This is a genomic window from Dermatophilus congolensis (assembly GCF_900187045.1).
Classification (GTDB): domain Bacteria; phylum Actinomycetota; class Actinomycetes; order Actinomycetales; family Dermatophilaceae; genus Dermatophilus; species Dermatophilus congolensis.
Map to the genome: position 1 here is coordinate 1,022,516 of NZ_LT906453.1, position 12,704 is coordinate 1,035,219.

The 12,704-nt window shown below is 59.9% G+C and carries 10 protein-coding genes; 4 read left to right on the plus strand and 6 right to left on the minus strand.

Annotated elements, in window-relative coordinates:
• Positions 1–4: 4 nt before the first annotated feature.
• From scpA to cobF, 3 genes are all read right to left on the minus strand, one after another.
• Positions 5–2,185 carry a methylmalonyl-CoA mutase gene (gene scpA / locus CKV89_RS04395; protein WP_028327128.1) on the minus strand — a complete coding sequence of 727 codons (2,181 nt, stop codon included), beginning with the start codon at positions 2,183–2,185 and terminating at the stop codon, positions 5–7.
• Positions 2,182–4,074: a methylmalonyl-CoA mutase family protein gene (locus CKV89_RS04400; RefSeq protein WP_051277492.1), complete on the minus strand. Its 1,893-nt coding sequence runs from the start codon at positions 4,072–4,074 to the stop codon at positions 2,182–2,184. Before CKV89_RS04400 ends, scpA begins: the two co-directional genes overlap by 4 nt.
• Before the next feature lie 377 nt (positions 4,075–4,451).
• Positions 4,452–5,222, minus strand: coding sequence for a precorrin-6A synthase (deacetylating) (gene cobF, locus CKV89_RS04405; RefSeq protein ID WP_028327127.1), 771 nt, complete (start codon positions 5,220–5,222; stop codon positions 4,452–4,454).
• Between the two features lie 130 nt (positions 5,223–5,352).
• On the opposite strand from cobF, the gene CKV89_RS04410 reads away from it, so the two are divergent.
• Positions 5,353–6,462, plus strand: coding sequence for a threonine aldolase family protein (locus tag CKV89_RS04410; protein WP_231935449.1), 1,110 nt, complete (start codon positions 5,353–5,355; stop codon positions 6,460–6,462).
• Positions 6,463–6,476: 14 nt separating this feature from the next.
• On the opposite strand, the gene CKV89_RS04415 is transcribed toward CKV89_RS04410, so the two are convergent.
• On the minus strand, positions 6,477–7,166 hold the full coding sequence (locus CKV89_RS04415; RefSeq protein WP_028327124.1) for a uracil-DNA glycosylase: 690 nt from the start codon (positions 7,164–7,166) through the stop codon (positions 6,477–6,479).
• A gap of 167 nt (positions 7,167–7,333) precedes the next feature.
• On the opposite strand from CKV89_RS04415, the gene CKV89_RS04420 reads away from it, so the two are divergent.
• The gene (locus CKV89_RS04420; protein WP_034401103.1) at positions 7,334–7,660 is read left to right on the plus strand and encodes a DUF3263 domain-containing protein; all 327 of its coding nucleotides are present in this window, start codon (positions 7,334–7,336) and stop codon (positions 7,658–7,660) included.
• 14 nt (positions 7,661–7,674) lie between these two features.
• On the opposite strand, the gene CKV89_RS04425 is transcribed toward CKV89_RS04420, so the two are convergent.
• Positions 7,675–8,622 carry a LysR family transcriptional regulator ArgP gene (locus CKV89_RS04425; RefSeq protein ID WP_051277491.1) on the minus strand — a complete coding sequence of 316 codons (948 nt, stop codon included), beginning with the start codon at positions 8,620–8,622 and terminating at the stop codon, positions 7,675–7,677.
• 69 nt (positions 8,623–8,691) lie between these two features.
• On the opposite strand from CKV89_RS04425, the gene CKV89_RS04430 reads away from it, so the two are divergent.
• A complete protein-coding gene (locus CKV89_RS04430; protein WP_028327123.1) occupies positions 8,692–9,288 on the plus strand; it encodes a LysE/ArgO family amino acid transporter in 597 nt (198 codons plus the stop codon).
• 308 nt (positions 9,289–9,596) lie between these two features.
• The gene (gene groL, locus CKV89_RS04435; RefSeq protein ID WP_028327122.1) at positions 9,597–11,237 is read left to right on the plus strand and encodes a chaperonin GroEL; all 1,641 of its coding nucleotides are present in this window, start codon (positions 9,597–9,599) and stop codon (positions 11,235–11,237) included.
• A gap of 109 nt (positions 11,238–11,346) precedes the next feature.
• Here the strand turns inward: groL and CKV89_RS04440 are convergent, their stop codons facing one another.
• Positions 11,347–12,624, minus strand: a complete 1,278-nt coding sequence (locus CKV89_RS04440; protein WP_028327121.1) for an L-lactate MFS transporter — start codon at positions 12,622–12,624, stop codon at positions 11,347–11,349.
• Between the last annotated feature and the right edge of the window lie 80 nt (positions 12,625–12,704).

The window sequence follows — 12,704 nt, forward strand, 5'->3', positions numbered from 1 at the left end:
ATCTTCAGCCCTCCTCGCTGGCCTGTTCCTTTAACTTCTCGAGCAACTCGACCGCAGCATCTGGGATAACAGTGCCCGGTGGGAAAATCGCCTCAGCACCGCGCTCACGCAGTTCTGCGAAATCCTGTTCCGGGATCACTCCACCAACAACGATCATCATGTCCGGCCGATCCAGCTTGTCCAGCTCCTCACGCAACGCCGGCACGAGAGTGAGGTGACCAGCTGCCAATGAGCTCACTCCCACAACATGCACATCCGCCTCAACCGCCTGACGGGCAACCTCATCAGGGGTCTGGAACAACGGGCCCACATCCACGTCGAAGCCAAGGTCAGCAAACGCCGTAGAAATCACTTTCTGGCCACGGTCATGGCCGTCCTGCCCCATCTTCGCTACGAGAATACGGGGACGACGACCCTCGATCTGTTCAAACTCTTCGACGAGTTCGTGCGCACGGCTCGCAGAATCGGTCTGGGCAGCTTCTTCGCGGTACACGCCACTGATCGTACGGATCTGAGCCGTGTACCGGCCGTAGACCTTCTCCAATGCTTCAGAAATTTCACCAACCGTTGCTTTGGCTCTTGCCGCATCAATTGACAGAGCCAAAAGGTTCGCGTCTTGAGCATCGGAGGCAGCAGCATTCGTCAGCGCCTCCAACTTGCGCTCAACCTCGTGGTGATCCCGCTCCTCACGAAGACGACGCAGCTTCTCGATCTGCTCGCGCCGCACATGCGCGTTATCGACCTTGAGGACCTCAATCTCCTCGCGCCCGGTGACACGGTACTTATTCACACCGATAACCGGCTGTACACCAGAGTCAATACGAGCCTGTGTCCGTGCCGCAGCCTCCTCGATACGCATCTTCGGGATGCCGGCTTCGATGGCTTTGGTCATACCACCTGCAGCCTCTACCTCTTGAATGTGCGCCCAGGCCCGGCCAGCCAAGTCACGCGTGAGAGCATCCACGTATGCCGACCCTGCCCACGGGTCCACTACAGCCGTCGTCTCGGACTCCTGCTGAATGAGCAACTGAGTATTCCGGGCAATACGAGCCGAGAAGTCGGTCGGCAGAGCGATAGCTTCGTCGAGGGCGTTGGTGTGCAAGGACTGTGTGTGCCCCTGCGTGGCAGCCATGGCTTCGATACAAGTACGAACAACATTGTTGTAGACGTCTTGCGCTGTTAACGACCAACCAGAGGTTTGGCTGTGTGTACGCAGACTCATCGATTTGGGGTTTTTCGCACCGAAATCTTTGATCGCTTTAGCCCACAACAGCCGGGCCGCACGCATCTTCGCCACTTCCATAAAGAAGTTCATGCCGATCGCCCAGAAGAACGACAGACGAGGCGCGAACGCATCCACATCCAATCCCGCGTTTTGCCCGGCACGGATGTACTCCATCCCGTCAGCGAGGGTGTATGCCATCTCGATATCCGCTGTGGCTCCGGCCTCTTGCATGTGGTAGCCGGAGATCGAAATCGAGTTAAAGCGGGGCATGTTTTGGCTGGTGAATGCGAAAATGTCGGAGATGATTCGCATTGAAGGCGTTGGCGGATAGATGTAAGTGTTCCGCACCATGAATTCTTTAAGAATGTCGTTCTGGATCGTGCCAGCCAATTGCTCTGGCTTGACTCCCTGCTCTTCGGCAGCGACGACATACAACGCCAAGACTGGCAGCACAGCGCCGTTCATCGTCATCGAGACACTCATCTGGTCCAGCGGAATGCCATCGAACAGCTGACGCATGTCAAGGATGGAGTCGACGGCCACACCAGCCATACCGACATCGCCAGAGACCCTGGGGTGGTCGGAGTCATAGCCACGGTGTGTGGCTAGGTCGAAGGCGATTGATAGCCCTTTTTGGCCAGCAGCCAAGTTGCGGCGGTAGAACGCGTTGGACTCCGCTGCGGTGGAGAACCCGGCATATTGCCGAATAGTCCAGGGACGGTAGGCGTACATCGTGGCGTAGGGGCCACGTAGGAATGGTGCCGCCCCGGGGTAGGTGTGAAGGAAATCGACCCCCTCTAGGTCAGCTTCCGTATACACGGGTGGGACAACAATGTGTTCGGGGGTCTCCCAACGCTCGCGTGGGGAGGCAGCGTATGCCTCGTCCCACTTCTTTTTGGCGTCGTCTGCTGGTACGGCATCGCCGAGGGGGACCGAGTCGAAGCGTGGAATGGCGGTCATGCACCTGCTCCTTGCGTCGCATTGCTGGAGGGAGTTGCCGGTGAAATGTCGCTGTCCGATAGGGCGGGGACACCGAGTTGGTCGAGGATGGCTGAGGTGATCTCGACGACGTTGCTTCCCATGGCAAAGGAACCATCGATGGCTGCGGCGCCCTCACCGAGCTCTTTGGCCTTGCCAGCTAGGTAGATGTGTTCGACTCCTGCCTCGCGCAGTGCTTTGGCTGCTTCGGCGCCCCATGTTCCGTTCACTTTGGGGGAAGAGCAGATGACGGCGACTTTGCTGTGATGGTCGGCGACTTTGACAGGTATTTCTTCTGCGGAGAGAACTTCTACAAGGTCACCTTTGATACCGCCAGCGGCGAGGAATGGCAGGGTAAACCCTTCCCTGCCGCCGAAGTCGCGTCGGGTGCCAAGTCCTAGCAGGAGCGCGGTGGGCCGGTTGGGGGTGGCGAATGCGCGAGCCCGAAGCCGTTCGAAAACAACCGCGTCACGGCGTGGCATGAATGGTGCGACGTCGCCTTCGATTCGAGTTAATGGTGCTCGCGGGGTGCGTTCCACGATGGGTTCTTCCAAGTTGGGGAACTCGCTGACACCGGTCAAAGGTTGGCTGCGGTCTGCCAAACGGGCATCTCGGGTGGCGAGGTTGTCTGCCACTATTTCGTGGATGCGTCCGCCTTCGAGTGCAGTACGCATTCCTCCGGAGGACTCAATTTGGGTGAACAGTGTCCACGCTTTTGTGGCGATCTGTTCTGTGAGTGATTCCACGTAGAAGGAGCCGCCGCCTGGGTCAGCTACCCGCCCCAGGTGAGATTCCTCGTTGAGGATGACTTGGGTGTTGCGGCTGATGCGGCGCGAGAACGACGTTGGTAGTCCGAGAACATGGTCGAAGGGAAGGACTGTTACAGCGTCGGCGTTACCGGCGGCGGCCGAGAACGCGGCGATTGTGCCGCGGAGCATGTTCACGTACGGGTCGTGGCGGGCCATCATCCGCTCGGAGGTGACCGCATGGGTGCGGGCACCGCGCTTGTTTTCAGGTACGTCGAGGACTTCGCCGATGCGTGCCCACATGCGGCGTAGTGCGCGCAGTTTGGCAAGTGATGTGAACTGCACGTCTGTTGCGACTAGGCGGAATTCGATGCGGTCGAATACGTCTGCTGGAGGTATGCCTGCTTCGTCGAGAATTCGTAGGTACTCCACACCGGTTGCTACTGCGAAAGCCAGTTCTTCGGCTGTGCCTGCGCCAGCGTCGTGGTAGGGGCGAACATCGATTGTTACTGGGATGACGTTCGGGTAGGAGTCCAGCGTTGTGCGGGTCCATGTCACTAGTGGTGAGGTGTCGATGTTGCCGCCGCGGCGGGCCACCAGACCGAATGGGTCGATGCCCAGTCCGCCTGATACTTGGTCGTTGGCGGTTTCTGCTGACCAGGCTTGGACGAGCGCTTTCGCTGCTGTGTCAGGGTCGTCGTTGGACTGCAGGTGGATTCCGGCGAGTGCGAAGTCAACGTCTGTGAGCACAGTGGCGATGTCTTCGGGGGCGATGCCGTCTTGACCTACGCCGAGCCATATTGAGGTGGCGCCTCGTTCGAGGTCGGCGAGTACTTCTCTGCGTGAGGTGTCGGCGTCGGGGTCATCGTGGAAGGCACGCATGTCCCAGCTGGTGGTGTCTCGTTGTGGTTGCCGTCCCCGGGTGAAGGGCATGAAGCCGGGTACCCCGGTGGCGGGGACGGTTTCTTGTCCTTCTGGTATGGAGTACAGCGGTTCTAGGTGGAGACCGTCTGTTGTGGTTCGGCGGAGTCGATCTAGTGAAGTGTCTGGGCTGAGTTGTTTGTCTTCGGGGCGTCCGCGGTTGAGGACTTTGGCTACGAGGACTTTCCACTCGTCGAATGTCACGGTTGGAAAGTCGCCGGCTAGGGGAGGCACCTCGATCGGTGTCTCTTCAGGTGTCGATCCGGTCTGCGTCACGACGCTTTCCCCTTTCATGGCGGTTGCCACGTCGGTGTGCGGTGGGCAAGCACGAGAGGATGCCGCACCCTGGGTGCACGGGTGCGGTCGGCTCGACGTCACGGAGCTTTGGTGGGTGTGCACCGCGACGGGCTGACCGTTCCTTATGGCACACCCTAGACCGCGGGAGGGGGGGCGGACAGGATGTTCTGGCAGGTCAAGGGACCTTAGTCAGGCATTACGCGTGATAGTGCGAGAAGTCTCACGTTTGTGGCGGCGTGGGGGTGAGCATGATCACGCCGTTTGGCGAGATTTTTCACGCGTTTTTAGAGCAGGGTTCCGCGGCGCAGGAGGTAGGAGTCCATAATCCACCCTTTTTCTTGGCGGGCTCGTGTGCGGGTTGTCACGATTTTTTCTGCGACGTCGTCTAGGGGGCCGTGGATGAGGAGTTCGTCTTCGCTGCCGAGGTAGGCGCCCCAGTACACGTAGATGTTTTGGCCGGTGTATTTTTCGCCAGCGAATCCTGCGTCGAGCATGACGAAGACGTCGTCGCAGTTGGGGGGCCATTCTTGGGCTAGTCGTCGGCCTGTGGTGATGGTGACTGAGCCTGCGACACGGTTGAGCAGGGTGCCGTGTCGGGCGGTGAGTGCGTGCAGGCTGCTGATACCTGGGATGACGTCGTATTCGATGTCGAGGCCGCGTGCGATGAGGTCGTCGAGGATGCGCAGGGTGCCGTCGTACAGGCTTGGGTCTCCCCATACGAGGAATGCGCCGATGCGCTCTTCGGTGAGTGTTTCTTTGAAGGCTTCGGCGATGCGGTCCATGCGGGCGTCGCGCCACCGTTTCACTTCGGCTGCGTATACCTCGGGAGGCATTTCGCCGCGGTGGCGGGGGGCTTCGGGGATGGAGTGGATGCGGTATGAGTTGGGGTCTGTGTAGGCGTCGAGGATTGCTTGTCGTGCGGCGTTGAGGTCGGCTTTTGTTTCTCCTTTGTCGATTTCGAAGAACACATCGGTGTCTCGGATCGCTGTCACCGCTTGCATGGTTACGTATGCGGGGTCGCCTACTCCGACGCCGATGACGTGGATTCGAAACATGTTTGGCTCCTTAGTGGTCTCTTGGGTCGTCACTGTAGTGCTGGGGTGGGGGTGGTTTGTGTGGGGTGCGGTAAGCCTCTGGAGGTTGGTGCTGTGCTCGGGTCAGGGGTTGGGGTGTCACAGTGGGGGTATGACATCGCATTTTCCTTTTGTGCCGAGCGAGTCCGGCAGTGGCCCGTATTCGATGAGGAAGCTGCATGATTCGGACAGTCATTTGTTTGGCAGTGACACCTACGCCGGGATTCATCCTGAGGTGTTGGAGGCGATTGCCCTGGTTAATGGCGGTCATGTGCGCGCGTATGGGGATGATCCGTATACGCGCGCCTTGCAGGATGTGATGAAGCGTCATTTTGGTCCGAGTGCGTTGACGGTTCCGGTATTTAACGGCACTGGTGCGAATGTGGTGGCTTTGGAACAGATGACGCGCCGGTGGGAGTCGGTTGTGTGTGCGCGGACGGCGCATGTGAATACGGATGACTGTGGGGCTGCGGAGCGGATGTCGGGTATCAAGCTCATTCCGGTCGATTGTGTGGATGGCAAGTTGACGCCGGATGCGATTGATCGGGTTGTCCCGGTGGCGCGGGGTGAGCATACGGCGGTGCCTACGTTGGTGACTATTTCGCAGGCGACCGAGCTGGGGACTGTGTATTCGGTGGATGAGTTGCGGGCGTTGGTGGAGTACGCGCATGGGGCTGGGATGCGGGTGCATGTGGATGGTTCTCGGATGGCGAATGCGGCGGTCGCGTTGGGTGTTGGGTTGGCTGATTTGACGGTGGAGCTGGGGGTTGATGCTGTTTCACTTGGTGGTACGAACAGTGGTCTTGTGGGGGTCGAGGCGCTGGTGGTGCTTGATCCGGTGATTTCGCAGAGCGTGAAGTTCACGCGTAAGTTCACGGGGCAGCTTGGGGCGAAGATGCGGTTTATGTCGGCTCAGTTGTTGGCTTTGTATGGCGGGGATCTATGGGTGCGTAATGCCGTTGCTGCCAATGATGCTGCGTCGCGTTTGGCGCAGGGGCTTGGAGGCATTCCTGGGGTTCGTCTTGTGCATCCGGTGGAGGCGAATGCTGTGTTTGCGGTTTTGCCGCGGTTGGTGAATGTGCGGCTACGTCGTCGGTGGGGGTTCAGTGATTGGGACAGGGAGGCTGGGGTGGTGCGGTTGATGACGAGTTGGGACACGTCTGTGGGGCATGTGGATGCGTTTCTTGAGGATTTGACAGCGGCGGTGGCAGCTGGCGAATAGGTTGGGGTGGTTGTTTAGGTGAGGGACCAGTCGATGGGGTGCGCGCCTTGCTGGGCGAGGAGCTCGTTGGTGCGGGAGAAGGGACGTGAACCGAAGAACCCGTGTCGTGCCGATAGGGGGGAGGGGTGGGCGCTTTCGACGCGGGGGATGTTGCCTAGGAGGGGTGCGAGGTTGCGTGCGTCGCGTCCCCACAGCACGGCGACCAGTGGTTGTCCGTGTGCGTGAGAGGCGGCGAGGGCACGTATCGCGGTTTCGGTGATGATTTCCCAGCCTTTGCCGCGGTGGCTGGCGGGGGCGCCGGGACGCACGGTCAGGACGCGGTTGAGGAGCATGACGCCTCGGTCTGCCCAGGGGGTGAGGTCGCCGTTACGTGGGGTGGGGATGTTGAGGTCTTCGCTGAGTTCTTTGTAGATGTTGGTGAGGCTTCTGGGGATGGGGTGTACGTCGGGGGCGACGGAGAAGGATAGGCCGATTGCGTGTCCGGGGGTGGGGTAGGGGTCTTGTCCCACGATGAGGACGCGGATGTCGTGTAGTGGTCGTTCGAAGGCGCGGAGGATGTGTTTTCCGGCGGGTAAGTAGGTGTGTCCGGCGGCGAGTTCTTCGCGCAAAAAGGTGCCCATTCGGGTGACTTCGTCTGCGACGGGCGCGAGGGCATTGGCCCAGGTGGGGTGGACGAGCTCGGTGAGAGGTTTTGGTGCGGACACGGTTTCACCCTACCGACGTGTGTGTGGGGGGTGTTTGTGGCTTTGGTTTGGGGGGTGGTTGGTGGGGGGACTTTGTCGGTGGGGGCTGTCAGAGTGAGCGCTCGTGCCGGGGGTCGGGTAGGCCCACGGTTTCGCGAAGGAGGGGATCTTTGGGCATCGTGCTGGGCATGGATGAACGTTGCGATGGAACGCGTGATGAGGGGTGTTTTGACGGTGATGGTGACTCTGTTGTGCCGGTGGGGGAGGGGTTGTCGTCGGCGCAGCGGGAGTTGTTGGTTTTTGAGCGGCGTTGGTCAGGGGCGGTGGGTTTGGGGGGAAAAGAGCAGGAGATGCGCGCGGTTTTTGGTGTGACGCCGACGCGGTATTACCAGTGGCTGAATGCTGTCGTGGATTTGCCGGCGGCGATGGAGTTTGATCCTGTTTTGGTCAAGCGGTTGCAGCGGATGAGGCAGGGGCGAGCGCGTTCTCGTGCGGTGCGGCGTTTGGTGAGCTGAATGTGCTGAGGCGGTTATGAGCCGGAGGGAGATAGAGGCGGTAGGTGTCCTTGGCTGCCTGGGGGAGGGGTGGTTGTGGTTAGTGGAATCAGATGTTGTGCGGCTGTGTGTTCGAGGATGGCGCCGATGCTGTCGAGGATGCCGGAGGTGATGCGGCGCCGTTGCCAGTAGAGCGGGACGTCTTGGTTGTGGGCGGGTAGCTGGATGAGGTGGCCGCGTTCGATGTCATCGTCAAGCAGGGCTGCGGGCAGGACTCCCCAGCCGAGTCCGGCTCGTATGGCGGCAGCGAATCCTTCGGCTGAAGGGATGACATGAGCGTGGTGGCGGGTGGTGCTGGGGGTGATTCCTTGGCTTTCGATGACGCGTATTTGGAGGCGGTCGTCGGCGTCGTAGCGGATGGATGGTGCTGAGTTCCAGTCGAAGCCGTTGCGTGTGGTGTGGCGTTCAACGATGGATGGAGTGGCTACGGGGATGTAGCGCATGGCTCCTAGGGGGGTGGTGGAGCAGCCTTGGACGGGCGTGGGGTCGCTGGTGACTGCGCCGAGGGCATCGCCGGTGCGTAGGAGTTCGGAGGTCACTTCTTCGTTGGCGATGGTTAGGTGCAGAAGTATGTCCAGGTGAGCGATGTCGTGCATGGCTGGGATGAGCCAGGTGGCGAGGGAGTCGGCGTTGACGGCTAGTGGTAGTTCGGTGGGTCTGCCGGTGTCTTCGTGGAGTGTGGCAAGTGCTTCGGCTTCGAGCAGGCGCATTTGGCGGGCGAGGCGGACGAGTACGTGTCCGGCTGGGGTGGCGGTGCATGGGGTGGATCGGATGATGAGGATGTGGCCGACGTCGGATTCCAGGGCTCGGATGCGCTGGCTGACAGCTGAGGGGGTGATGCCGAGTGTGTGTGCGGCGGCGTCAAATGCGCCTTCTTCGAGGATGGCGATGAGTGTGTTGAGTCGGTCCAGGTCGAGCCTCATGAAGTAACTCTAAAGTTTCTGAAGAGAAACTTGTTTTTCTTTATCTCACCGGCTGCATACCTTGGGTTCATGCCGCTTGCTCTTACCGGTTTCTTCACTGGCCTTGCTCTCATCCTGCCTATTGGAGCCCAGAACGCTTTCTTGCTGCGTACTGGACTGACGCGTCGTCACGTCACGCTTGTGACGGTTATTTGCATGGTGTCTGACTCGCTGCTTATTGCTGCGGGAGTGGCTGGGGTTGGTGCTTTGGTGAGCAGCACCCCGGGGTTGGTGACAGTGGTTACCTGGCTGGGTGCCGCATATTTAGTGGCGTTCGGTGTGCGTTCTCTGTTGGCAGCGCGTGCTTCTAGTGGCCTGGTTGCTGCTAATGAGGGCGCTCGGGGAGCGATGGCAATGGTGTGGACCACGATGGCTATCTGCTGGCTCAACCCGCACGCGTACTTGGACATTCTCATGTTGGGCTCTATTGCTAACGCCCATGGGGCCGAGGGCAAGTGGTTGTTCGGTATAGGTGCGATTGTGGCGAGCGTTTTTTGGTTTGCGGTGTTGGGTTACGGGGCTCAGTTGCTGGGGCGCTATGCCCATAATCGGCGCTTGTGGCAGATGATCGACGTTGCTATCGGTGTGCTCATGATTGGGCTGGGTGTGCGCTTGGCGTTGGGGTGAGCGGTGAGCGGTGGTGGAGATGCTAGTTAAGGCTGGCGGCGCGTTCTTTTTATCGGCGTTCACCGTTTGCACTCGCAGGGGTCGAGTGCTAATCATGGAGTTAGCACTCTCATCGTCCGAGTGATAAGAGCTCCGCGCAGCGGTGGCTCCCGGAGTCGCCCGACGGTGCAGAGGGGAATGAACGAAGGACCGGCTCGGTGAGGCTCAGGCCCTTCTCTTACGAAACGGCGTCAGAGAAGGCAAGAGTCGTCCGTCGCGGGCACCGCCCGGTCCACCCAGAACCGCTCGTGTGGGAGGAACCACCGAACATGGCCAAGATCATTTCCTACGACGAAGAAGCGCGCCGCGGACTCGAGCGGGGCATGAACCAGCTCGCTGACGCAGTCAAGGTCACTCTCGGACCTAAGGGCCGCAACGTTGTCCTCGAGAAGAAGTGGGGCGCCCCCACGATCACCAACGATGGTGTCTCCATCGCTAAGGAGATCGAACTCGAAGACCCGTACGAGAAGATCGGTGCGGAGCTAGTCAAAGAGGTCGCCAAGAAGACCGACGACGTTGCCGGTGACGGCACCACGACCGCTACTGTCCTCGCTCAGGCTCTCGTGAAGGAAGGCCTGCGCAACGTCGCCGCTGGCGCCAACCCGATGGCCCTCAAGCGCGGTATCGAGAAGGCCACGGCCGCTGTCTCCGAGGAACTGCTCGCGATGGCCAAGGAGATCGAGACCAAGGAGCAGATCGCTGCTACCGCGTCCATCTCCGCAGCTGACGCCCAGATCGGTGAGATGATCGCCGAAGCCATGGACAAGGTCGGCAAAGAAGGCGTCATCACTGTCGAGGAGTCCAACACCTTCGGCCTGGAGCTCGAGCTCACCGAGGGTATGCGCTTCGACAAGGGCTACATCTCCGCCTACTTCGTCACAGACACCGAGCGCATGGAGGCTGTCCTCGAGGACGCCTACGTGCTCATCGTCAACAGCAAGATCGGCTCCATCAAGGACCTCATCCCGGTTCTGGAGAAGGCCAAGGGCGCAGGCAAGCCGCTGCTCATCGTCGCTGAAGACGTCGAGGGGGAAGCACTCGCCACTCTGGTGCTGAACAAGATCCGCGGCATCATCAACGTCGTGGCAGTTAAGGCTCCCGGTTTCGGTGACCGCCGTAAGGCGATGCTCTCCGACATCGCAATTCTCACCGGCGGCCAGGTCATCTCCGAAGAGGTTGGCCTCAAGCTCGAAAACACCGAGCTTGACCAGCTTGGTCGTGCGCGCAAGGTTGTCATCACCAAAGATGAGACCACCATCGTTGAAGGTGGCGGCGACGCAGACCAGATCGCTGGCCGCGTGAAGCAGATCCGCGCTGAGATCGAGAACTCCGACTCTGACTACGACCGCGAGAAGCTGCAGGAGCGTCTTGCCAAGCTCGCCGGTGGTGTGGCTGTCATCAAGGCTGGTGCTGCTACCGAGGTTGAGCTCAAGGAACGCAAGCACCGCATCGAAGACGCTGTGCGTAACGCCAAGGCCGCTGTGGAAGAAGGCATCGTCGCTGGTGGTGGCGTGGCGCTTCTGCAGGCCACCGATGCCGCGTTCGGCAAGCTTTCTTTGGAAGGCGACGAAGCCACGGGTGCGAACATCGTCCGTGTTGCTGCCGAGGCTCCCTTGAAGCAGATCGCTGTCAACGCTGGCCTTGAAGGCGGCGTTGTTGTGGAGAAGGTGCGCAACCTTCCTGCAGGCCAGGGCTTGAACGCCGCTTCTGGTGAGTACGTTGACCTGCTTGCTGAGGGAATCATCGACCCAGCCAAGGTCACCCGTTCCGCACTGTCGAACGCAGCATCTATCGCTGCGCTCTTCCTCACCACAGAGGCAGTCGTGGCCGACAAGCCGGAGAAGGCAGCCCCGGCCGCTGGCGCGCCTGACATGGATGGCATGGGCGGCATGGGCGGCATGGGCTTCTGATCCCACCGGCCTAATCGTGTCGTGAGGTCTTAGCCTCGCGCTAGGCCTAAGTGACATGGCTGAGGGCCCATACCGACAAGGTATGGGCCCTCAGCCATGTCACGAACAATTAAATGGTGCTGTCCGCGTGCACCTTCGGTGGCTTGGTGAGGAAAGGAATCACCGCACCGACAAGAGCGATCACGCCGATGACGGTGTAGCCGAGCATGTAGTTTTTCTCCGCGTCACCACCGATGAGCGCCGAAGAAAGCAACGGGCCACCGACTCCCCCTAAAGACCACGCGACAAGCATGAGCCCGTAAATACTGCCGCTGTGTGTAAGTCCGAAGAACTTACCTGCAGTAGAGGGCATAGCTCCGAAACCACCGCCGTAGCAGGTGTAGATAATGGCAGCCAACACCGCGAAAGCAGCTGCTGAGGTGCCCAGGTGAGGCATCAGAATCAAACAAATTCCCTGCAGCGCGAGAATGCCGACAAAAGCGTTCATCTTGCCTACACGGTCTGACAGTGCAGCCCAAAGAATGCGGCCAGCCCCATTGAAAAGCCCCATGATTCCAACCAGGGCTGCTGCTGCGGCGGCACTGTAACCGGCAATGTTTGCTGCTGCTGCGGCTGCACCTGAAACCAATGTGATTCCTGCAGTGGTCGACAAAGTCAAGATAAGTGTCAGTAGATACCACTGGGGTGTAGAGAGCGCCTCTTTAACGGTGAAATCACGTGCAGTGGAGTTCGTGGTTTCGTTGCTTGGAACAGGCATTCCAGCAGGACGCCATCCGCTGGGAGGGTTAACGAAAGTTAGCGATCCCAAGACACCAAAAATCAGATAAGCAATCCCCAGAGGTAGGAAAGGCGCTGTGGGATGAACCGGATCACTCTCGATGAGCATTTGCGCCACCGGTGAGGTGATAACAGCACCAAAACCGAACCCAGCGACAGCTAAACCGGTAATAAGACCGGCCTTATCAGGGAACCATTTCTGCAGTAGAGCAATCGGGACGATGTAGGCCATGCCCAGGCCAAGCCCAGAAATGAGACCGTATCCGATCAGAAGGAGCCATAGGTCCCCGGGGGTGGTCGCGAATGAGCTGATGATGATCCCAATGGCGTAGAGAACAACGCCCACCACAGCGACGATGCGGGGGCCGCGGGCGTCTTGGATACGCCCGCCAACGAAGGTGCCGATGAAGATCATTCCGAGCGCCAACTCGAAAGGAAGCGCCGCCTGCACTGCAGACAGGTGCATAGCAGATGGCGCAGCTTGAAGAGCTTTACCGAATGTGCTCCAGGCGTAGATAGCTCCGAGAGCAAGCTGAACGAGAATGCCACCGGCGAGGATGATCCACCGGTTAGGGATGGCGCTCGCGGGTGAAGCGGATGGGGAGGTCATCGGGAAGGGGACTTTCTGTGTGGAAAGAGCTAGTGGTGTGGTGAGTGTCCTTGGTGTTTCTGGTTGTGTCTTTGCGACGG

Excerpts from the sequence above, each read along its gene's own strand:
- scpA (WP_028327128.1), bottom strand. The coding sequence starts at position 2,185 with ATGACCGCCATTCCACGCTTCGACTCGGTCCCCCTCGGCGATGCCGTA.
- cobF (WP_028327127.1), bottom strand. The coding sequence starts at position 5,222 with ATGTTTCGAATCCACGTCATCGGCGTCGGAGTAGGCGACCCCGCATAC.
- CKV89_RS04410 (WP_231935449.1), top strand. The coding sequence starts at position 5,353 with ATGACATCGCATTTTCCTTTTGTGCCGAGCGAGTCCGGCAGTGGCCCG.
- CKV89_RS04420 (WP_034401103.1), top strand. The coding sequence starts at position 7,334 with ATGGATGAACGTTGCGATGGAACGCGTGATGAGGGGTGTTTTGACGGT.
- CKV89_RS04425 (WP_051277491.1), bottom strand. The coding sequence starts at position 8,622 with ATGAGGCTCGACCTGGACCGACTCAACACACTCATCGCCATCCTCGAA.
- CKV89_RS04430 (WP_028327123.1), top strand. The coding sequence starts at position 8,692 with ATGCCGCTTGCTCTTACCGGTTTCTTCACTGGCCTTGCTCTCATCCTG.
- groL (WP_028327122.1), top strand. The coding sequence starts at position 9,597 with ATGGCCAAGATCATTTCCTACGACGAAGAAGCGCGCCGCGGACTCGAG.
- CKV89_RS04440 (WP_028327121.1), bottom strand. The coding sequence starts at position 12,624 with ATGACCTCCCCATCCGCTTCACCCGCGAGCGCCATCCCTAACCGGTGG.